The sequence below is a fragment of the Streptomyces sp. DSM 110735 genome (assembly GCF_016482685.1).
Lineage (GTDB): Bacteria > Actinomycetota > Actinomycetes > Streptomycetales > Streptomycetaceae > Streptomyces.
The window spans coordinates 67,917-88,725 of sequence record NZ_JACYHF010000023.1 but is presented as its reverse complement, the minus strand read 5'-3'; the positions used below and the strand labels follow the sequence as shown (position 1 = coordinate 88,725).

Here is a 20,809-nt window from a genome sequence, read left to right as displayed (position 1 = left end):
GGGGGGGGGGGGGGGGGGGGGGGGGGGGGGGGGGGGGGGGGGGGGGGGGGGGGGGGGGGGGGGGGGGGGGGGGGGGCCCCCCCCCCCCCCCCCCCCCCCCACGGCCGTGCTGTACGCGGTCCTCGCGGAACCGTCAGACCTGGAGCAGCGCCTCCAGGGGCGCGCCCTTGAGCGCGGGCGCCAGGCGGGCGCGACCGCCGAGGAAGCCCAGCTCCATGAGGACCGCGAGACCCGCGACCTCGGCACCGGCCCGCTCGATGAGCTGGGCCGCCGCCTCGGCGGTGCCGCCGGTGGCGAGCACGTCGTCCACGATCAGCACGCGGTCGTCCGGGGTGAGGTCCTCGGCGTGCACCTCGATCTCCGCCGACCCGTACTCCAGGTCGTAGGACTGACGCAGGGTCGCGCCGGGCAGCTTGCCTGCCTTGCGGACCGGGATGAAGCCGAGGCCCGCGCGGACGGCGACGGGCGCTCCGAGGATGAAGCCGCGCGCCTCCAGACCGACGACCTTGGTCGCCCCGGTGTTCGTGGCGATCTCGGCCAGTGTGTCGGTCAGGGCCGTGAAGGCCGCCGGGTCCGCCAGGAGCGGGGTGATGTCCTTGAACATCACTCCCGGCTCCGGGTAGTCCGCGACGTCACGGATTCGGCTGAGCAGCAGCTCCTGGATGTCGGTCATCGGCGCTTTCCAGAGGGTCGGCCGCGGCCTCGGTTGCGTGCCACGGGCTGGTCGCGCGGGCCCACCACAGCGGGCGCCGCCTCGTAAGTATCACCCGTGGTGCCCGGCTCCCCGGAATTGTCCCCGGCGGCGGCCTGCGCGCGCTTGGCCAGGACCCGCTTGCGCAGGGCCTTCATCGCGGGCTCGCGCTCCTTGAGATCGGCGACGAGCGGGGTGGCGATGAAGATCGAGGAGTACGCGCCGGCCGCGAGGCCGACGAACAGCGAGAGCGAGATGTCGTTGAGCGTGCCGGCGCCGAGGAAGCCGCCGCCGATGAAGAGCAGACCCGCGACCGGCAGCAGGGCGACGACCGTGGTGTTGATCGAGCGCACCAGGGTGCCGTTGATCGACTGGTTGGCGATGTCGCTGTAGGTGAAGCGGGTCTGCTTGGTGATGTCCTTGGTCTGCTCCTTGAGGCTGTCGAAGACGACGACCGTGTCGTAGAGCGAGTAACCGAGGATGGTCAGCAGACCGATGACCGTGCCGGGCGTGACCTCGAAGCCGACGAGGGCGTAGATGCCGACGGTGATCGTGATGTCGTGGATCAGGGCGACCAGCGCCGCCACGGCCATGCGCCACTCGAAGGCGATGGCCAGGTAGATCACGACGAGCACCATGAAGATCGCCAGGCCCTCCCATGCCTTGTTGGCGATCTGCTCGCCCCAGCTCGGGCCGACCAGGTCGGCGTTGAGCTTCTCGGGGTTGAGCTGGAGGTCCTTGGCCAGGGTCTCCTTGATCTGGTCGGCCTTGCCGGTGTCGATACCGGCGATCTGGATGCGCAGGCTGCCGTTGCCGAGCTTCTGCACCACCGCTTCGTGGCCGGAGGCGTCATGGGCGAACTCCTCGGCCTGGCTGACCGAGACGCTCATCTTGGTCGGCGTGGTGAAGACCGCGCCGCCCTGGAAGTCGATGCCCATGTTCAGACCGCGCACCACCAGGCCGACGATGGCCGTGATGGTGATCAGGATGGAGACGCCGTACCAGATCCTGCGCTTGCCGATGAAGTCGTAACTGATCTCGCCGCGGTGCAGCCGGGCGCCGAGGTTACCGAGCTTCGACATCGCTCACGCCTCCTTGAAGTCGACGGAACCGGCGGCAGGACCGGACGGACGGCGGGTGCGGCGCAGCGGCGGCTTGGCACCCAGGCTCTTCGGGTCGAGCCCGGACCACTTGTGGCCGTCCGCGAAGAAGCGGCGGCGGGCCAGCAGGGTCATGAGCGGCTTGGTGAAGAAGAAGACCACGACCACGTCGAGCACGGTGGTCAGACCGAGCGTGAACGCGAAGCCCTGCACCTTGCCGACGGTCACGATGAACAGCACCGCGGCGGCGAGGAAGGACACGAAGTCGGAGACGAGGATGGTGCGCCGGGCGCGCGGCCAGGCACGCTCGACGGCGGGGCGCAGCGAGCGGCCCTCGCGGATCTCGTCCCGGATGCGTTCGAAGTAGACGATGAAGGAGTCGGCGGTGATGCCGATGGCGACGATGGCGCCGCAGACGGCGGGCAGGTTCAGCGCGAAGCCGATGGCCGGGCCGAGCAGCGCCATGATCACGTAGGTGAGGATCGCGGAGACCAGCAGCGACGCCATCGCGACGAGCGACAGACCGCGGTAGTAGATCACCAGGTAGAGCACGACCAGCGCGAGTCCGATGGCGCCCGCGAGCAGACCGGCGTGAAGCTGCTCACCGCCGAGCGCGGCGGTCACCGTGGTGACGGTCTCCTCCTGGAAGGAGAGCGGGAGCGCGCCGTAGGACAGCATGTTGGAGAGGCTCTGCGCCTCCTCCTGCGTGAAGCGGCCGGTGATCTCGGCCGAGCCGCCGGTGATGGCCTGGCTCACGCTGGGGGCGGAGACGACGTTGCCGTCGAGGACGATGGCGAACTGGTTCTGCCCCGTCTGGGCCTGCTTGGCCAGTTCGGAGGTGACGTCCGCGAACTTCTTGGCGCCGTCGGAGGTGAAGGTCATCTGCACCTGCCAGCCGGAGGCGCCCTGGGTGTCGAAGACCGCCTGGGCCTTCTTGACGTCGGTGCCGTCGACGCGGGCCGGGCCGAGCACGTACTTGTACCAGGCCTTGCCCTGCTGGCCGCAGGCCACGATGGTGTCGCTGGGCTTGGTGTCCCGGCTCGCCTTGGCGCGCTCGTCGGGCTTGGTGCAGTCAAGGGCCGCGAACTGCGCCTGGAGCTTGCTCGCGGCGGCGTCGGCGGACGCGGACGGGCTCGCGGCGGCGTCGGGCTTGGCGGACGCCTTCGGGGAGGCGGTGGACGACGGCGTGGCGTCGGCCTTCAGGGCGCCGCTGACCGGGCGGCCCTGGGTGGTGGAGGTGGGAGAGGGCGTGGTGGCGGACGCCTTCTGGTCACCGGCGGCGCTGCCCGACGGGCTCGGCGAGGCGCTGCCCTTGGAGGAGGCGCTCGGCGAGGGGCTGGGCGTGGCGTCGGCGCCGCTGGGCGCCTCGGTGAGGACCGGGCGGAAGTACAGCTTGGCGGTGGTGCCGACCTGCTGCTGGGCCTCCTTGGAGTTGGTGCCCTTGGGGATGTTGACGATGATGTGGTCGGTCCCCTGGGTCTGCACCTCCGCCTCGGAGACGCCAAGACCGTTGACACGGCGGTTCATGATGTCGACCGCGGTGTCCATGTTGGCCTTGTTGATCACCGACCCCTGGTCGGCCTTCGCCTTGAGCGTGATGCTCGTACCGCCGGCAAGGTCGATGCCGAGACGCGGAGTGGTGTGTCCGGAGGCGAACATTCCCCCGGTGAGCGCCACGATGGCGATCAGGATGAGGACCAGTGAGCGCCCTGGCTTGCTCTGAGCGCTCGCACTCCGGCCCTTCTTAGGTGCTGCCACCTTCTCGTACTCCCTCTCGGGCCGCTCGGGGCGCCGTCGGCGCGGGGCGGCCATGACATGGTGTCGGGATTCCGTGCGGGAACAGAGGCGTTCGGGGCGTGCCCGGCGGCCGTCTAACCACGCCGGGCCGCCCCGTGGGACGCCTACTTCGCGTCGGACTCGCCGTCGGTCTTCTTCGGAGCCTCGCCCGTCGTGGCCTCGGCGGCGTCCTTGCCCTCGGTGTCCTTGACGTCGGCGGTGTCGGCGGCCTCGGTCTTCTCGGCGGTCTCGGCGGTCTTCGCCTCGGCGGCCGGGGCGTCCTCGGCGGTGTCCTTCTTGCCGAGGTCGATCACCTTGTCGTCGGCGTCGCCGGCCGGAGCCGCGTCGGCGGTGAGGGAGGAGGCGTCGTCCGGGACGAGGTCCGCGTCGGACTTCAGGTCGTGCTCGACGCCGTGCACGATGCGGTTGTACTCGTCGTCGGTGAGGACGGCGCCGATCGCGTTCTTGGCGAAGACCAGCTCGACACCGGGACCGGCGTCGAGGAGGACGGTGTCCTCGGTGACCTCCTTGACCGTCGCGTACATCCCACCGATGGTGCGGACGCCCGAGCCGGGCTGCATCTCGTTCCGCATCTGGCTGGCCTGCTGCTGCTTCTTCTTCGCGGATCGCGTCATCAGGAACATGGCCGCGATGAGCACGAGGAAGGGAAGAAGGGTGTAGATACTCACGGGACGGAATTTTCCTTCGCGTGACCGCGCGGTGAGCGGCCTGGGGGAGGGGGATGGTCGGCGCCACCCGCAAGGGCGGCATCGGCGGAGTCTAGGCGAGTCCGCGTGCATGGAACAACGCTCAGCATGGCACCTGGGTTCCTTCCGCCGCCAATGCCCCCGCCGTCACGCCCCGAACAGGTCCTGTTGTCCGTTTCCCGTCCCCGTTCCGGCGCCTGGCGCGCCCGGCGGGGTCAGTCCGAGGTGGGCCCAGGCCGCCGGGGTGGCGACGCGGCCGCGCGGGGTCCGGGCGAGCAGACCCTCGCGCACGAGGAACGGTTCGGCGACCTCCTCGACCGTCTCGCGCTCCTCCCCCACCGCGACGGCGAGCGTGGACAGACCGACGGGTCCGCCGCCGAACAGTTTGAGCAGCGCCTCCAGGACGGCCCGGTCCAGCCGGTCGAGTCCGCGCGCGTCCACCTCGTAGACGGCGAGGGCGGCTGCCGCGACCTCGCGGGTGATCAGGCCGTCCGCCTTGACCTGCGCGTAGTCGCGGACCCGGCGCAGCAGACGGTTGGCGATGCGGGGCGTGCCCCGGGAGCGGCCCGCGATCTCGGCGGCGCCCTCCCCCTCCATGCCGACGTCGAGCAGGCTCGCCGAGCGGTGCACGACACGCTCCAGCTCGTGCGGCTCGTAGAACTCCATGTGCGCGGTGAAGCCGAAGCGGTCGCGCAAGGGGGGCGGCAGCAGACCCGCGCGGGTGGTCGCGCCGACCAGGGTGAAGGGGGGCAGCTCCAGCGGGATGGCGGTGGCGCCGGGACCCTTGCCGACGATCACGTCGACGCGGAAGTCCTCCATCGCCATGTACAGCATCTCCTCGGCGGGCCGGGACATGCGGTGGATCTCGTCCAGGAAGAGGACCTCGCCCTCCTGGAGGGAGGAGAGGATCGCGGCGAGGTCGCCCGCGTGCTGGATGGCGGGGCCCGAGGTGATGCGGATGGGGGCGGCCATCTCCGCCGCGATGATCATCGACAGGGTGGTCTTGCCGAGACCGGGCGCGCCGGAGAGCAGGACGTGGTCGGCGGTGGCACCGCGCGCGCGGGCGGCGCGCAGCACCAGGTCGAGCTGTTCGCGGACCTTCTCCTGGCCGATGAACTCGCCGAGGTCCTTGGGGCGCAGGGCGGCCTCGACGGCCTGGTCCTCCCGGTCGGCGACGGAGCCCACCAGCCGGTCCTCGGCGGGGCTGTCGGTCGGGTCGTCCCGGTTCACTCAGGTACTCCTTGCGGGGCGGCGCGGGTCAGCGGGCGCGGTTGAGGGTCTGGAGGGCGGCCTTCAGCAACTGGCCCACCTGCGGGGTGCCCCCGGCGGCCTCGGCCTCGGGCGCTACGGCGGACACGGCCTCGTCGGCCTCGCGGGGGGCGTAGCCGAGGCCGACCAGGGCGGTGTGCAGTTGGTCGCGCCAGCCCTGGGCGGCCGGGGCGGCGGCGGAGACGGTGCCGGTGGGCGCGCCGAGCCGGTCCTTGAGTTCGAGGAGCAGCTTCTGGGCGCCCTTCTTGCCGATGCCCGGTACGGCGGTGAGGGCTTTCTCGTCGGCGGTGGCGACGGCGCGGCGCAGCGCGTCCGGGGCGTGCACGGCGAGCATCGCCTGGGCGAGACGGGGTCCGACGCCGCTCGCGGTCTGGAGCAGCTCGAAGACCTGGCGCTCGTCGTCGTCCGCGAAGCCGTACAGGGTGAGGGAGTCCTCGCGCACGACCAGGGAGGTGTGCAGCCTGGCGGGCTCGCCCAGGCGCAGTTTCGCCAGGGTGTCGGGGGTGCACTGCAGGGCCATGCCGACCCCGCCGACCTCGACGACCGCCGAGTCGGGGGCGAGCGCGGCGACCGTGCCGCTGACGAAGGCGATCATGCCGTTCGGCCTTTCGTTGCGTGTGCTGCGTGGGCTGCGTCGGCCGCGTGTGCCGTCCTGGCCGTGTGGGCCTGGTGCTGGGCGACCGCCTGCTGGAGCCGGTTCTGCGCGGGGGCGCGCCAGATGTGGCAGATGGCGAGCGCGAGGGCGTCGGCGGCGTCGGCGGGCTTGGGCGGCGCGCTGAGCCGGAGCAGCCGGGTGACCATGGCGCCGACCTGTGCCTTGTCGGCCCGGCCGCTGCCGGTGACGGCGGCCTTGACCTCGCTCGGGGTGTGCAGGGCGACGGGGATGCCGCGCCGGGCGGCGCACAGCATGGCGACGGCGCTGGCCTGGGCGGTGCCCATGACGGTGCGGACGTTGTGCTGGGCGAAGACGCGCTCCACGGCGACGAACTCCGGCCGGTGCTCGTCCAGCCACTGCTCTATGCCCTGCTCGACGGCGAGCAGCCGGTGACTCAGCTCGGCGTCGGCGGGCGTACGGACGACACCGACGCCGACCATGGTCAGCGGCCGCCCCGCGACCCCCTCGACGACCCCCACTCCGCACCGCGTGAGCCCTGGGTCCACCCCGAGTACGCGCACACCGCCCCCAACCCTTTCGATCACCTGTTTGCGCAGGCTATCGGGTGCCACCGACAACGCCCCGCAACCGCGCCCCGGCAACGGCGACGGGCCGACGGGTTTCCCCGTCGGCCCGTGCACCGTCGTACCCGTGGCGAAGCGCCGCAGGTGCTACGCGTCGACCTTCTCCATGACCTCGTCGCTCACGTCGAAGTTGGCGAAGACGTTCTGCACGTCGTCGCTGTCCTCCAGGGCGTCGATCAGCTTGAAGATCTTCTTGGCGCCCTCCTCGTCCAGCTCGACCTGGACGGACGGCACGAAGCTGGAGTCGGCGGAGTCGTAGTCGATGCCCGCCTCCTGGAGCGCGGTGCGGACCGCGACCAGGTCGGTGGCCTCGCTGATGACCTCGAAGGACTCACCGAGGTCGTTGACCTCCTCGGCACCGGCGTCCAGGACGGCGCCGAGCACGTCGTCCTCGGTCAGCTCACCCTTGGGGACGATGATGACGCCCTTGCGGCTGAACATGTAGGACACGGAGCCCGGGTCGGCCATGTTGCCGCCGTTGCGGGTCATGGCCACGCGCACGTCGGAGGCGGCGCGGTTGCGGTTGTCGGTGAGGCACTCGATGAGCACCGCGACACCGTTGGGACCGTAGCCCTCGTACATGATCGTCTCGTAGTCGGCGCCGCCGGCCTCCAGGCCGCCGCCGCGCTTGACCGCGGAGTCGATGTTCTTGTTCGGGACCGACTGCTTCTTCGCCTTCTGGATGGCGTCGTACAGCGTCGGGTTGCCCTCGATGTCGACGCCGCCCATGCGCGCCGCGACCTCGATGTTCTTGATGAGCTTCGCGAAGAGCTTGCCGCGCTTGGCGTCGATCACGGCCTTCTTGTGCTTCGTCGTAGCCCATTTAGAGTGGCCGGACATCTGCCTGTCTCCTTCGCGTAACCCAAACCTGAACGAACTCCCCCGGCGCTGGGAGAGCCTGAGGGGGTACCGCCGCAGATCCTACAAGGACTCCGGTGTCCGGTTCGCGCGGACCATGTCGACGAAGAGCGCGTGGACGCGATGGTCACCGGTCAGTTCCGGGTGGAACGAGGTGGCGAGCGCGTTGCCCTGGCGGACGGCGACGATGTGACCGTCGTGCTCGGCGAGCACCTCGGTGTCCGCGCCGACGGACTCGACCCAGGGGGCGCGGATGAAGACGCCCTCGACGGGATCGCCGTCGACGCCCTTGACGTCGACCGCCGCCTCGAAGGACTCGTTCTGGCGGCCGAAGGCGTTGCGGCGCACGATCATGTCGATGCCGCCGACGGTCTCCTGGCCGGAGCGCGGGTCGAGGATCTTCTCGGCGAGCAGGATCAGCCCGGCGCAGGTGCCGTAGACGGGCATGCCCTCGCGCACGCGGGCGCGCAACGGCTCCATCAGGCCGAAGAGGACGGCCAGTTTGGAGATGGTGGTGGACTCGCCGCCGGGCAGGACCAGACCGTCCACCTCGGCGAGTTCTTCGGGGCGCCTGACCGGCCTGGCCACGGCGTCCGCCGCGGCCAGGGCGATCAGGTGCTCCCGTACGTCGCCCTGGAGGGCCAGGACGCCGATGACGGGGGTGCTCATGGTGGGGTGCCTTACCAGCCGCGGTTCGCGTAGCGCTCGGTCTCGGGGAGGGTGTCGCAGTTGATGCCGACCATGGCCTCGCCGAGGTTGCGGGAGGCGTCCGCGATGATCTTCGGGTCGTCGTAGAAGGTGGTGGCCTTCACGATGGCGGCGGCGCGCTTGGCGGGGTCGCCGGACTTGAAGATGCCGGAGCCGACGAAGACGCCCTCGGCGCCGAGCTGACGCATCAGGGCGGCGTCGGCGGGGGTGGCGACGCCACCGGCGGAGAAGAGGACGACGGGGAGCTTGCCCAGCTCGGCGACCTCCTTGACCAGCTCGTACGGCGCGCGCAGCTCCTTGGCGGCGGCGAACAGCTCGTTGTGGTCGCAGCCGCGCAGCTTGGCGATCTCGCCCTTGATCTGGCGCAGGTGGCGCACGGCCTCCACGACGTTGCCGGTGCCCGCCTCGCCCTTGGAGCGGATCATGGCCGCGCCCTCGGCGATGCGGCGCAGAGCCTCACCGAGGTTGGTGGCGCCGCAGACGAACGGGGTGGTGAACGCCCACTTGTCGGAGTGGTTGACCTCGTCGGCCGGGGTGAGGACCTCGGACTCGTCGATGTAGTCGACGCCGAGGGACTGCAGGACCTGCGCCTCGACGAAGTGGCCGATGCGGGACTTGGCCATCACCGGGATGGAGACGGCGTCGATGATGCCCTCGATCATGTCCGGGTCGGACATGCGGGCCACACCGCCGTCCTTGCGGATGTCGGCGGGCACCCGCTCCAGGGCCATGACGGCGACGGCGCCCGCGTCCTCGGCGATCTTCGCCTGCTCCGGGGTGACGACGTCCATGATGACGCCGCCCTTGAGCTGTTCGGCCATGCCGCGCTTCACGCGGGCGGTGCCGGTCTCGGGAGCCTGGTTGTCGATGGTGGACACGGGGTGACCTCACTGATGGTGAAGGGGATCGCTGCACCATCGAGGAAACGTGAAGCCCGCAGGTCACGGCAAGGGCCAATGGGGAACCGGTGGATCGTTTTGCGCGGTCCGCTCAGGCCGCGCGCTCGATCAGGGCGGCGGGCGGCTCGTCGTCCATCTCGAAGGCGAGCGGGAAGGGGGCGTGACCGGCGAGCCGGAACCAGCGCACCTTGCGGTGCTCGCGGAGCCTGCGGGCGGCGCCGACGGCGTCGTTGTGGAAACGGCGGGCCATCGGCACCCGGCGCACCGCCTCGGCCAGCTCCCGTGCCGCCTCCTCACCGCCCGGCGCGGCCCGTACGGCCTCCACCTGACCGGCGTCCCCGAAGACGGCGCGCAGCGCCTGGCTCAGCTCGCTCTCCAGGACCTCCCGCTGCTCCTCCTCGGCCTGCCGTGCCGCGTGCGCCGCCTCGTAGAGCACGATGGAGGCGGCCGGGTCCAGCACCCCGGAGGTGGCCAGCTCCTGCGCCACGGAGGCGCGGCGCAGCAACTGCGCGTCGAGCGCGGCCCGCGCGGCGTCCATCCGCACGTGCAGCCGGTCCAGCCGACCGGCCGTCCAGCTCAGGTAGACGCCGATGGCCACGAGCGCGACGAGAATCCAGATGAGCGTTGCTGTCACGCCGGAAGGCTACCGGCCCCCGGCGGTGTCTCCGGTTCCGGGCGGTCCCGGGCCGAGCGGTTGCCGAGCCTCAGGACGCTCCCGGGCCGGGCGGCTGCCGAGCCCCAGGGCGCTCCCTGGCCGGGCGGTCGCCCAGCCCCAGGGCGCTCCCTGGCCGGGCGGTCGCCCAGCCCCAGGGCGCTCCCTGGCCCGGACGGCTGCCCAGCCTCCGGGCGGTCCCGGGTCCCGGACGATCGCCCGTCCCCCGGCGGTTGCCCGTCCCCCGGTCGGCCCGCGTCCCGGACGCGGTACCGGCCCACGGGCGCCCCCGGACCTCACGCGCTCACCCGTCCTCTGGTCAGCCCCGCGCCTCAGGCGAGGTCCCGGCCCCGCGCCCCGAGCTGCCGCCGGCCCCCGTCAGTCCCGGGCCGCCAGGCCGAAGCGGGAGCGGAAGCCCGGGCGTTCGTCCGTGGCGACCGCCGCCGCGCCCGCGGTGACCGTCTCGTACACCGACAGGATGTCCGCGCCGACCGTGGACCAGTCGAAGCGGCGCACATGGGCGCTGCCGCGCTCGCGGAGTTCGGCGCGGCGCCCGGGGTCGCCCAGGAGGCGGACGGCGGCGTCGGCGAGGGCGTCGGCGTCCTCGTTGGCGAAGACCTCGCCCGCTTTGCCCTGGTCGAGGACCTGGACGAAGGCGTCCAGGTCGGAGGCGAGGACCGGGGCGCCCGCGGACATCGCCTCGACCAGGATGATGCCGAAGCTCTCGCCGCCGGTGTTGGGCGCCACGTACAGGTCGAGGCTGCGCAGGAAGCGGGCCTTGTCCTCGTCGCTGACCATGCCGAGGAACTCCACGCGCGAGCGCAGCTCCTCGGGCAGCTCCGCGACGGCAGCCTCCTCGTCGCCCCGGCCCGCCACCAGGAGCCGGGCGCCGGGGCGGGCGGCCAGGATCTTCGGCAGCGCCCGCATCAGCACCGGGAGTCCCTTGCGGGGTTCGTCGATGCGCCCTATGAAGCCGATCGTCTCGCCCTGCCACTCCTGCTTGGGCTCGGCCTTGGCGAAGAAGTCGACGTCCACGCCGTTGGGGATGACCACCGCGTCCCCGCCCAGATGCTCGACGAGGGTCCGGCGCGCGTACTCGCTCACCGCGATCCGCGCGCTGATCTTCTCCAGCGCGGCCTGGAGGATCGCGTACGCGGCGATCATGGCGCGCGAGCGCGGGTTGGAGGTGTGGAAGGTGGCCACGATGGGACCCTGCGCCGCCCAGCAGGTGAGCAGACCGAGCGAGGGCGAGGTCGGCTCGTGGATGTGCACCACGTCGAACGCCCCGTCGTGCAGCCAGCGCCGTACCCGCGCCGCCGAGAGGAACCCGAAGTTCAGCCGGGCCACCGAGCCGTTGTACGGCACCGGGACCGCGCGGCCCGCCGAGACCACGTACGGCGGCAGCGGGGTGTCGTCGTCGGCCGGGGCCAGCACGGACACCTCGTGGCCGAGGCGGATGAAGTACTCCGCGAGGTCGCGGATGTGGAACTGGACTCCGCCCGGGACGTCCCAGGAATAGGGGCAGACGATGCCGATTCTCACGCCCGCCCCTCCGCCCCCGCCGGATCGAGGTCGGCGAGCCACAGCCGCTGGAGCATGTGCCAGTCCTCGGGGTGCTCGGCGATGCCGCCCGCGAAGGCGTCGGCCAGCGCTTGCGTCATGGCGGCGGTCTTCTCCGCGCGCGTGCCCGCCTCGGGGACCTCGATCGCCGGGTGCACCTTGCCCTGCATCACGGGCGAGTCGTCGTACCAGAGGGTGACCGGCAGCAGCAGCGCGCCGGTCTGCTGGGCGAGCAGCGCGGGTCCGGCGGGCATCCGGGCGCGCTCTCCGAAGAAGTCCACCTCGACGCCGGAGGCCGACAGGTCGCGGTCCGCGACCAGGCAGACCAGACCGCCGTCGCGCAGCCGCCGCGCCAGCGTGCCGAACGCGGAGGCGCCGCTGTGCGGCAGCACCTCCATACCGAGTCCCTCGCGGTAGGCGACGAAACGGTCGTACAGGGTCTCCGGCTTCAGGCGCTCGGCGACCGTGGTGAACGGCGTGTTCAGCTCGGTGGTGACCCAGGCGCCCGCCAGGTCCCAGTTGGCCAGGTGCGGCAGGGCGAGTATCACGCCCTTGCCCGCGGCGAGGCCGTCGATCAGATGGTGCGCGCCCTTGGGGGCGAACCCGCCCTTGATTCGCTCGGGGCTCCAGGCCGGGAGCCGGAAGGACTCCATCCAGTAGCGCAGGTAGGAGCGCATCCCCGCGCGCGACAGCTCCGCCAGCCGCTCCGGGCTCGCGTCCGGCACCACGCGCGCGTAGTTGGACTCCAGGCGCTGGACGCCCTTGCCGCGCCGCTTCCAGGCGAGGTCGGCGATGGTGTCGCCGAGGCGCGCCGCGGCGGGCTCGGGCAGCTTCTTGACCGCGCCCCAGCCGAGTCCGTACAGGGCGTCGGTCAGGCGGTCCGCGGTGCTCACTTGGCCGCCTCGCTGCCCCGCGCCGCGTCGCCCCGCGCGGCTTCCTCGGCCTCCGCCGACTCCCGGCGCACGGTGACGACCCGCTGGATCAGCGTGACCAGGCTGCCCACGGCCACGATCCACAGCGCGACGGGCAGCAGGTACTGGATGCCCGGCACACCGAACTTGTGCAGCCCCGCGAACCCGGCCGCGACCAGCGAGATCACCAGCCGCTCGGCCCGCTCCACCAGACCGTTCACGGCCACCGGCAGCCCGATCGACTCGCCCCGCGCCTTGGTGTACGACACCACCTGGCCGCTGGCCAGACAGAAGATCGAGACGGCGCACAGCACGTTGTCGTCGCCGTTGCCCGCGTACCAGAGGGCGAAGCCGCCGAAGATCGCGCCGTCGGCCACCCGGTCCAGCGTGGAGTCCAGGAAGGCACCCCAGCGGCTGGAGCGGCCCAACTGGCGCGCCATGTTGCCGTCGACCAGGTCCGAGAAGACGAACAGCGTGATCACGATCGTGCCCCAGAAGAACTCGCCCCTGGGGAAGAAGACCAGCGCCCCCGCGACCACCCCGGCCGTACCGATGAGGGTGACCGTGTCCGGGCTCACGCCCCGGCGGATGAGAAACGTGGCGAACGGCGTGAGAACACGCGTGAAGAATGCACGCGCGTACTTGTTCAGCATGGCCTTCCCGACGGTCGTGTCGCGGCAGCCCCTGGTGACCACCGGCGCGCCCATCGTAGTCACGCGCGAGGGCGCGCGGCTGGCGGGCACCCTGGGGTTGTGGCCCTGTCGTGATGTTGCCGGGCCGTCACGGGGACGTCGGGAGAGCGCGAGAACCGCCCGCCGCGGTGTCCGTCGTATGGACGTGGCATGGCCCAGGTGGAAAGCTCGAAGGACCGCGGGCGTCGCAGGAGCCGCCAGTGCACGCGGTGCCGCGTGTCCGCGCCCACAGTGACCTCACCGTCCACGGGAGGCAGGATCATGGGCGAAAAGGCGCAATCACATCCCGGGGCCGCCGGCAGGGCAGTCACGGCCGACCACCCCGAATCCATACGGAACGTGGTGCTGGTCGGCCACTCCGGAGCGGGCAAGACGACCCTGGTGGAAGCCCTCGCACTCACGACGGGGGCGGTCAACCGGGCCGGCCGCGTGGAGGACGGCGGCACGGTCTCCGACTACGACGACATCGAGCACCGCCAGCAACGCTCGGTGCAGCTCTCGCTGGTCCCGGTCGAATGGGACGGCATCAAGATCAACGTACTCGACACCCCCGGCTACGCCGACTTCGTCGGGGAACTGAGGGCCGGTCTGCGCGCGGCGGACGCGGCCCTCTTCGTCGTCTCCGCCTCCGACGGCGTGGACGGCTCGACCCGCGCGGTCTGGGAGGAGTGCCAGGCCGTCGGCATGCCCCGCGCGATCGTCGTCACGCACCTGGAATCCGCCCGCGCGGACTTCGAGGAGATGACCCGGCAGTGCGCGGAAGCCTTCGGCGCCGACGACCCCGACGCCGTGCTCCCGCTCTACCTCCCGCTGCGCGCCCCCGAGGGTCCCGACGGCCACGCCCCCGTGACCGGTCTGGTCGGACTGCTCTCGCGCAAGCTCTTCGACTACTCCACCGGCGAGCGCGTGGAGTCCGAACCCGGCGAGGAGCAGCTCCCCGGCATCGAGGAGGCCCGCAACCGGCTCATCGAGGGCATCATCGCCGAGAGCGAGGACGAGACCCTCATGGACCGCTACCTGGGCGGCGAGCAGGTCGACGTCAAGACCCTCGTCCAGGACCTCGAACACGCCGTGGCACGCGGCACCTTCTTCCCCGTCCTCGCCGCCGCCCCCGCCACCGACGGCGCCCGCCAGGGTCTCGGCACCCTGGAGCTGCTGGAACTGGTCACCGGCGGCTTCCCCACCCCCTTCGAACACCCGCTGCCCGAGGTCACTACCCTCGACGGCAGGACCCGCGAACTCCAGCCCTGCGACACCGAGGGACCCCTCGTCGCCGAGGTCGTCCGCACCTCCTCCGACCCCTACGTCGGCCGGGTCTCCCTGGTCCGCGTCTTCTCCGGCACCCTGCGCCCCGACGACACCGTCCACGTCTCCGGACACGGCATGACCGACCGGGGTCACGAGGACCACGACGTGGACGAGCGCATCGGCGCCGTCTCCATGGCCTTCGGCAAACAGCAGCGCCCCGTCCCGCACGCGGTCGCCGGAGACCTGGTCTGCGTCGCCAAGCTGAGCCGCGCCGAGACCGGCGACACGCTCTCCGCCAAGGACGACCCGCTGCTCATGGAGCCCTGGCAGATGCCGGACCCGCTGCTCCCGCTCGCCATCCAGGCGCACAGCAAACCCGACGAGGACAAGCTCTCCCAGGGACTGGCCCGCCTGGTCGCCGAGGACCCGACCATGCGGCTCGAACAGAACCAGGACACCCACCAGGTCGTCCTGTGGTGCCTCGGCGAGGCCCACGCCGACGTCGCCCTGGAGCGGCTGCGCAGCCGTTACGGCGTCCAGGTCGACGTCGTCCCGCACAAGGTGTCCCTGCGCGAGACCTTCGCGAACAAGGCCGCCGGACGCGGGCGCCATGTCAAGCAGTCCGGTGGCCACGGCCAGTACGCCATCTGCGAGATCGAGGTCGAACCGCTCCCGGGAGGCTCCGGCATCGAGTTCGTCGACAAGGTCGTCGGCGGCGCCGTCCCCCGGCAGTTCATCCCTTCCGTCGAGAAGGGGATACGCGCCCAGGCAGCCAAGGGCGTCGCCGCCGGGTACCCGCTGGTCGACGTGCGGGTCACCCTGCTCGACGGCAAGGCGCACTCGGTCGACTCCTCCGACGCCGCCTTCCAGACCGCGGGCGCGCTCGCCCTGCGCGAAGCCGCCGCCGACAGCCGCATCCACCTCCTGGAACCGGTGGCCGAGGTCACCGTCCTCATCCCCGACGACTACGTCGGCCCCGTCATGAGCGACCTCTCCAGCAGGCGCGGCCGGGTCCTGGGCACCGAACAGGTCGGCACCGGACGCACCCTGGTCCGCGCCGAGGTCCCCGAGTTCGAGATCGGGCGCTACGCCATCGACCTGCGCTCCCTCTCCCACGGCACCGCCCGCTTCAGCCGCGCCTACGCCCGGCACGAGCCGATGCCCCCGCAGGTGGCCGACCGCATCCGCGAACAGGCGGGCGACACCCCGTAGTTCACCCCGTCGGTCCACCCGGCGTACGCCCCGCGCTCCGGCGGGCGGCTTCGGCCGTCCGCCGGTGCGTTGTCGGTGCCCGCGGCTACGCTGATCACGCCGCGCGCGACGGACCCGGTGACCCGGTGCCGACACGACGGCCCGTTCAAGATGGCCTGTTCAACAGGTGTGCGAGACACGGAAGTCGGGAAGGCCGCAGGAGCGAGAAGGCGGCGATGGGGGCGGGAATGTCAGTCGGAACGGAGTGGGACGGGCCACAGGTGCCCGTCTCCGGCGACGAGGGCCAGGCGGCGACCCTGGCGCTGGCCTCGGCTGCCTACCGGGACAACGCGATCGAGGACATCAAGAAGACCGACAACGAGTGGCACCAGTCCACCGTCAACACCGGCCGCATCCGTCTGTTCCGGCCCAACCTCGGCGAAGCCTTCTCCCGCGCCGTCGTCGACCGGCTCCTCGCACCGGGGCGCAAACCGCTGATCCAGTCCTTCGGCGCCGAACCCCAGGTGATCGTCGAACACTGCCTCGCCGCGAACAACATCCGCCGCGACCGCGACAACAAACTCTCCACGATCATGGTCGTCTGCGGTCTGATCTTCCTGCCCGGACTCATCGCCTGGCTCGTCGTCTTCCAGCTCCGCGCCTTTCTCGCCAAGCGCGAGGACAAACGCGCCGGAGCCATCGGCACCGTCCTCCTCGCCGGAGTCGGCCTCCTCGCCGCGCTCTTCCTGCTGAAGCTGCCCTTCTCCGGCTTCTGGGGCTGGTACGCCCGCGCGGCAGTCATCGCCCCCGTCCTCGGCTGGTACTGGGCCAAGCGCGTCTGCGAACAGACCGCCGCCGACCTGCGCGCCCGCTGGGACGGTCTGCTCTCCGGCAGCAGCGTCGGCGCCAAGGTCCCCGAGGCCGTACCCCGCAGCCCCGGCGAGACCGCCGCCGAACAGCTCCGCCAGTCCCTGGCCCGGCTCAGCGCCGAACAGCGCTCCAACTCCGTCTTCTACGCCGGACCCAAGGGCGTCCTCGGCATGGGCACCCGCTGGGGCTCCTGGCAGCTCGCCGAGGACCTGGTACCCGCCGACGCCGGACGCGAGATCCACCCCTTCCGGAGCTGGGACGTCGTACGCGCCATCCACGACCAGCTCCGGATGCTGGAGCGCGGCCCGCTCAACACCGGCGGCTTCCCGCGCCCCTCGATACGGCACTGGATCGTCACCCCCATCGGCGAGAACGCCAAGGGTGTCTCCCGCCCCGAGGGCACCGACGTCGAAGCCTTCCAGGTCAAGCCGCACGCCATACAGGAGATCTGCAACAAGCAGCAGTTCGGCAGCGGCGACCGCCACTACCTCGGCGTCCAGTGGACCCTGTGGGACGGCCAGCTCGTCATCACCATGATGATCACCGTGACCGTCCTCCACGAGACCCTGCGCATCGAGGTCACCGGACACGCCCTCGGCCCGGTCAACCCCCTGTTCACCTCCAAGTCGGAGGCACCCACCAAGACGGTCACCAAGTCCGTCAAGCGCTGGGAGAACCGCACCGTCAAGCTGCCCCTCGTCAACACCGACGAGGTCGTACGGCTCGCCGTCCGCGCGCCCCTGACCTGGTACCCGCCGCTGCTCAACTGGCTCGGCGGCTCCATCGCCCTGCCCGAGCCCTTCGGCCTGCGGCACGCCTGGGCCGACCAGCCCTGGCGCCACCGCTTCATGGCCGACGACGCGCTGCGCGCCGCCACCCCGGTCCTGCGCGTGGTCCACGCCGCCGCGATCAAGGTCCTCAAGGAGAACGGCGTGGACACCGAGAAGTTCGGCGCCCGCTCCTCCGTCCTCAGCGGCCAGGTCCAGGACCCGACCCCCGGAAAAGCCGACCTCTACAACGCGTAGGACCCCCGGCGGAGGCGACCGGCGTCAGCTCGCCGGCCACGCCTCCGCCAGCATCTTCCGCGTGTCCCCGAGCAACTGCGGCAGCACCTTGGTGTGCCCCACCACCGGCATGAAGTTCGTGTCCCCGCCCCAGCGCGGCACGATGTGCTGATGCAGATGGGCCGCGATCCCCGCACCGGCCACGGCGCCCTGGTTCATCCCGATGTTGAACCCGTGCGCCCCCGACGCCGTCCGCAGCGCCGTCATCGCCTGCTTGGTCAGCTCCGCCAGCTCGGCCGTCTCCGGACCCGTCAGATCCGTGTAGTCGGCCACGTGCCGGTACGGCACCGTCATCAGATGACCGCCGTTGTACGGATACAGGTTGAGCACCGCGTACACATGCTCGCCCCGCCGTACGATCAGACCGTCCTCGTCCGATTTCGCCGGAATCACACAGAACGGGCAGCCGTCGTCCGCACCCGGACCACTCGGCTTGTTCTCGCCCTGGATGTAGGCCATCCGGTGGGGCGTCCACAGGCGCTGGAACGCGTCCTGCGTCCCCACTCCGATCTGCTGCTCCGGCTCACTCGTCATGCAAGGCAGCATATGGCTTCGCCCGTTCGCGGCGTGTCGCCGGGGCGGCGCCGACGTACCGAACGGCCAAGCTGACCCGGTGGACCACGACAGCCCCAAGACACGCTGGGAGCGCCGCGCCGAGATGCCGCTCACCGTGGCCTCGATGACGTTCCTCGGCTCCTACGCCGCCCTCGTGCTCGCCCCCCGCCCCGGCACCCCCTGGGACGACCTCTGGCTCTCGCTGCTCTTCGCCTGCTGGGCGCTGTTCGCCGCCGACTACGCCGTGCGCTGGACCCTCAGTGGCCAGGGCCCCGGCTTCGTCCGCGCCCACCTGCTGGACACCCTCGTCCTGATCCTTCCCCTGCTGCGCCCGCTGCGCATCGTCCGCCTCTACGAGGCCATGGAGCACCGGCGCGGACTCCCCCGGCTCCCGCTGTACGCGCGCGTGATCGTCTACTCCGGGATCTCCACCCTGCTCATGGGCTTCACCGGCGCGCTCGCCGTCTACCAGCAGGAGAGGGACGCACCGGCGTCCCAGATGAAGAACTTCGGCGACGCCGTCTGGTGGGCCTGCTCCACCCTCTCCACCGTCGGCTACGGCGACATCGTCCCGGTCACCACGGGCGGCCGCATCATCGCGGCGGCCATGATGGCCGGCGGCCTGGCACTGCTCGGCGCGGTGACGGGGTCGTTCTCGTCGTGGCTGCTGCAGGTGTTCTCACGGGAAGAGGACAAGGAGAGACCCCCGGGAGGAACCCCGGGGGTCTGAAGCCCCGCAGGTGCGGGGAGCACAGCACCTTATGCTTGTGCGCCTTGCGAATCTTGGGATCACCCCCGCATCTGCGGGGACGGCATCACACCTGCACCCGGCGCTCCACCACATCAACGAGCTTCGCCAGCGCCTGGTCACGCGGAATGCCGTTCTCCTGCGAACCGTCGCGATAACGGAAGGAGACGGTGTCCGCGTTCATGTCCTCGTCGCCGACGATGATCATGAAGGGGATCTTCTGGCGCTGGGCGTTGCGGATCTTCTTCTGCATCCGGTCCGAGGAGGAGTCCACCTCGACCCGCAGACCCTTCTTCTTGGCCTCGGCGGCGAACTTCTCCAGGTACTCGACGTGCCCGTCACCGATCGGGATGCCGACCGCCTGCACCGGGGCGAGCCACGCCGGGAAGGCGCCCGCGTAGTGCTCCAGGAGGACGGCGAAGAACCGCTCGATGGAGCCGAACAGCGCGCGGTGGATCATCACCGGACGCTGCTTGGTGCCGTCGGCCGCCGTGTACTCCAGGTCGAACCGCTCGGGCAGGTTGAAGTCGAGCTGGATGGTCGACATCTGCCAGGTACGGCCGATCGCGTCTCGCGCCTGGACGGAGATCTTCGGACCGTAGAAGGCGGCACCGCCCGGGTCGGGCACGAGCGGCAGACCCTGCTTCTCGGCGACCTGGCGCAGCGTCTCGGTCGCCTCTTCCCACGCCTCGTCGGACCCGACGTACTTCTCCGGGTCCTTGGTGGAGAGCTCCAGGTAGAAGTCGGTCAGACCGTAGTCGCGCAGCAGACCCAGGACGAAGGTGAGGGTCTTGTCCAGCTCCTCGGACATCTGCTCACGGGTGCAGTAGATGTGCGCGTCGTCCTGGGTGAAGCCGCGGGCACGGGTGAGACCGTGCACGACGCCCGACTTCTCGTACCGGTACACGGTGCCGAACTCGAAGAGGCGCAGCGGCAGTTCACGGTACGAGCGGCCGCGCGCGTCGAAGATCAGGTTGTGCATCGGGCAGTTCATGGGCTTGAGGTAGTAGTCCACGCCCTCGTCGAGCTGCATGGGCGGGTACATGCCGTCGGCGTACCAGTCCAGGTGGCCCGAGGTCTCGAAGAGCTTCCCCTTCGTCGCGTGCGGGGTGTAGACGAACTCGTAGCCCTCTTCCTCGTGGCGGCGCCGCGAGTAGTCCTCCATGGTGCGGCGGACGATGCCGCCCTTGGGGTGGAAGACGGCGAGGCCGGAGCCGATCTGCTCCGGGATGGAGAAGAGGTCCAGCTCGTTGCCGAGCTTGCGGTGGTCGCGCTTCTCGGCCTCGGCGAGGAACTCCAGGTGCGCCTTCAGCTCGTCCTTGGACGGCCAGGCGGTGCCGTAGATGCGCTGGAGCTGCTTGTTCTTCTCGCTGCCGCGCCAGTAGGCCGAGGCGTTGCGCATCAGCTTGAACGCCGGGATGAGGCGGGTGGAGGGCAGGTGCGGACCCCGGCAGAGGTCCTTCCAGCACAGCTCGCCGGTCTTGGCGTCCAGGTTGTCGTAGATGGTCAGCTCACCGGCGCCCACCTCGACGTCCGCGCCGTCGTCGGAGGATGCCGAGCCCTTGAGACCGATCAGCTCCAGCTTGTACGGCTCGTCGGCCAGTTCCGCGCGGGCGTCCTCGTCGGAGACCACGCGGCGGGAGAACTTCTGGCCCCGCTTCTGGATCTCCTGCATCTTCTTCTCGATGGCCTTGAGGTCATCGGGGTGGAAGGGCTTCTCCACGTCGAAGTCGTAGTAGAAGCCGTCCTTGACCGGCGGACCGATGCCGAGCTTGGCCTCGGGGAACAGCTCCTGCACGGCCTGGGCCATCACGTGCGCGGTGGAGTGGCGCAGGATGCTGAGACCGTCCTCGGAGGAGATCTCGACGCCCTCGACCTCGTCGCCGTCGGACAGCTCGTGGGCGAGGTCCTTCAGCTCGCCGCCCACGCGCGCGGCGATGATCGAGCGCTCGCCCGCGAAGAGGTCGGCGGCCGTAGTGCCCGTCGTCACCACGCGTTCTTCCCGCTCGGAATCGCGTTGGATGATCACACGGACGTCTGACACCGGTCTCTCCTGACTGAAGTGGGATGC

19 protein-coding genes are annotated in these 20,809 nt (G+C 71.0%); 3 read left to right on the top strand and 16 right to left on the bottom strand.

Annotated features, from left to right (window positions below; genetic code table 11):
- Positions 1 to 133 precede the first annotated feature (133 nt).
- The 14 genes from IF655_RS26820 to pgsA all read right to left on the bottom strand — a co-directional run bounded on the left by IF655_RS26820 (position 134) and on the right by pgsA (position 13,077).
- On the bottom strand, positions 134 to 673 hold the full coding sequence (locus tag IF655_RS26820) for an adenine phosphoribosyltransferase (RefSeq protein ID WP_199587700.1): 540 nt from the start codon (positions 671 to 673) through the stop codon (positions 134 to 136).
- The gene (gene secF / locus IF655_RS26815; protein ID WP_199587699.1) at positions 670 to 1,773 is read right to left on the bottom strand and encodes a protein translocase subunit SecF; all 1,104 of its coding nucleotides are present in this window, start codon (positions 1,771 to 1,773) and stop codon (positions 670 to 672) included. Before secF ends, IF655_RS26820 begins: the two co-directional genes overlap by 4 nt.
- Positions 1,774 to 1,776: 3 nt before the next feature.
- Positions 1,777 to 3,549, bottom strand: a complete 1,773-nt coding sequence (gene secD, locus IF655_RS26810; RefSeq protein WP_199587698.1) for a protein translocase subunit SecD — start codon at positions 3,547 to 3,549, stop codon at positions 1,777 to 1,779.
- 143 nt (positions 3,550 to 3,692) lie between these two features.
- On the bottom strand, positions 3,693 to 4,256 hold the full coding sequence (gene yajC / locus IF655_RS26805; protein ID WP_199587697.1) for a preprotein translocase subunit YajC: 564 nt from the start codon (positions 4,254 to 4,256) through the stop codon (positions 3,693 to 3,695).
- A 165-nt stretch (positions 4,257 to 4,421) separates the two neighbouring features.
- Positions 4,422 to 5,504 (bottom strand): Holliday junction branch migration DNA helicase RuvB, encoded by a 1,083-nt coding sequence (gene ruvB, locus IF655_RS26800; RefSeq protein ID WP_199587696.1) that lies wholly within the window; start codon positions 5,502 to 5,504, stop codon positions 4,422 to 4,424.
- A 28-nt stretch (positions 5,505 to 5,532) separates the two neighbouring features.
- Positions 5,533 to 6,138 (bottom strand): Holliday junction branch migration protein RuvA, encoded by a 606-nt coding sequence (gene ruvA / locus IF655_RS26795; RefSeq protein ID WP_199587695.1) that lies wholly within the window; start codon positions 6,136 to 6,138, stop codon positions 5,533 to 5,535.
- Positions 6,135 to 6,719 carry a crossover junction endodeoxyribonuclease RuvC gene (ruvC, locus tag IF655_RS26790; RefSeq protein WP_199587694.1) on the bottom strand — a complete coding sequence of 195 codons (585 nt, stop codon included), beginning with the start codon at positions 6,717 to 6,719 and terminating at the stop codon, positions 6,135 to 6,137. Before ruvC ends, ruvA begins: the two co-directional genes overlap by 4 nt.
- A 150-nt stretch (positions 6,720 to 6,869) precedes the next feature.
- Positions 6,870 to 7,622 carry a YebC/PmpR family DNA-binding transcriptional regulator gene (locus IF655_RS26785; RefSeq protein ID WP_026249133.1) on the bottom strand — a complete coding sequence of 251 codons (753 nt, stop codon included), beginning with the start codon at positions 7,620 to 7,622 and terminating at the stop codon, positions 6,870 to 6,872.
- Between the two features lie 81 nt (positions 7,623 to 7,703).
- Positions 7,704 to 8,309 carry a pyridoxal 5'-phosphate synthase glutaminase subunit PdxT gene (pdxT, locus tag IF655_RS26780; protein ID WP_199587693.1) on the bottom strand — a complete coding sequence of 202 codons (606 nt, stop codon included), beginning with the start codon at positions 8,307 to 8,309 and terminating at the stop codon, positions 7,704 to 7,706.
- An 11-nt stretch (positions 8,310 to 8,320) separates the two neighbouring features.
- Positions 8,321 to 9,226, bottom strand: coding sequence for a pyridoxal 5'-phosphate synthase lyase subunit PdxS (gene pdxS / locus IF655_RS26775; RefSeq protein WP_018549037.1), 906 nt, complete (start codon positions 9,224 to 9,226; stop codon positions 8,321 to 8,323).
- A gap of 112 nt (positions 9,227 to 9,338) precedes the next feature.
- Positions 9,339 to 9,881 (bottom strand): hypothetical protein, encoded by a 543-nt coding sequence (locus IF655_RS26770; protein WP_199587692.1) that lies wholly within the window; start codon positions 9,879 to 9,881, stop codon positions 9,339 to 9,341.
- A gap of 396 nt (positions 9,882 to 10,277) precedes the next feature.
- Positions 10,278 to 11,441 carry a glycosyltransferase family 4 protein gene (locus tag IF655_RS26765; protein ID WP_199587691.1) on the bottom strand — a complete coding sequence of 388 codons (1,164 nt, stop codon included), beginning with the start codon at positions 11,439 to 11,441 and terminating at the stop codon, positions 10,278 to 10,280.
- Positions 11,438 to 12,352, bottom strand: a complete 915-nt coding sequence (locus IF655_RS26760; RefSeq protein ID WP_199587690.1) for a phosphatidylinositol mannoside acyltransferase — start codon at positions 12,350 to 12,352, stop codon at positions 11,438 to 11,440. Before IF655_RS26760 ends, IF655_RS26765 begins: the two co-directional genes overlap by 4 nt.
- Positions 12,349 to 13,077 (bottom strand): phosphatidylinositol phosphate synthase, encoded by a 729-nt coding sequence (gene pgsA / locus IF655_RS26755; protein WP_374100382.1) that lies wholly within the window; start codon positions 13,075 to 13,077, stop codon positions 12,349 to 12,351. The genes IF655_RS26760 and pgsA overlap by 4 nt, the downstream gene beginning before the upstream one ends.
- 246 nt (positions 13,078 to 13,323) lie before the next feature.
- Between pgsA and IF655_RS26750 the strand changes: the two genes are divergently transcribed.
- A complete protein-coding gene (locus IF655_RS26750) occupies positions 13,324 to 15,522 on the top strand; it encodes an elongation factor G-like protein EF-G2 (RefSeq protein WP_199587689.1) in 2,199 nt (732 codons plus the stop codon).
- 227 nt (positions 15,523 to 15,749) lie between these two features.
- Positions 15,750 to 17,396: a hypothetical protein gene (locus IF655_RS26745; protein WP_199587688.1), complete on the top strand. Its 1,647-nt coding sequence runs from the start codon at positions 15,750 to 15,752 to the stop codon at positions 17,394 to 17,396.
- A 24-nt stretch (positions 17,397 to 17,420) separates the two neighbouring features.
- Here IF655_RS26745 and IF655_RS26740 read toward each other — a convergent pair whose 3' ends face one another.
- Positions 17,421 to 17,981, bottom strand: coding sequence for an HIT domain-containing protein (locus tag IF655_RS26740; RefSeq protein WP_199587687.1), 561 nt, complete (start codon positions 17,979 to 17,981; stop codon positions 17,421 to 17,423).
- Between the two features lie 67 nt (positions 17,982 to 18,048).
- Here IF655_RS26740 and IF655_RS26735 point away from each other — a divergent pair, with 67 nt between their 5' ends.
- On the top strand, positions 18,049 to 18,720 hold the full coding sequence (locus IF655_RS26735) for a potassium channel family protein (protein ID WP_199587686.1): 672 nt from the start codon (positions 18,049 to 18,051) through the stop codon (positions 18,718 to 18,720).
- An 85-nt stretch (positions 18,721 to 18,805) separates the two neighbouring features.
- Here the strand turns inward: IF655_RS26735 and thrS are convergent, their stop codons facing one another.
- Complete coding sequence (thrS, locus tag IF655_RS26730) at positions 18,806 to 20,782, bottom strand: threonine--tRNA ligase (RefSeq protein WP_199587685.1); 1,977 nt, start codon at positions 20,780 to 20,782, stop codon at positions 18,806 to 18,808.
- Between the last annotated feature and the right edge of the window lie 27 nt (positions 20,783 to 20,809).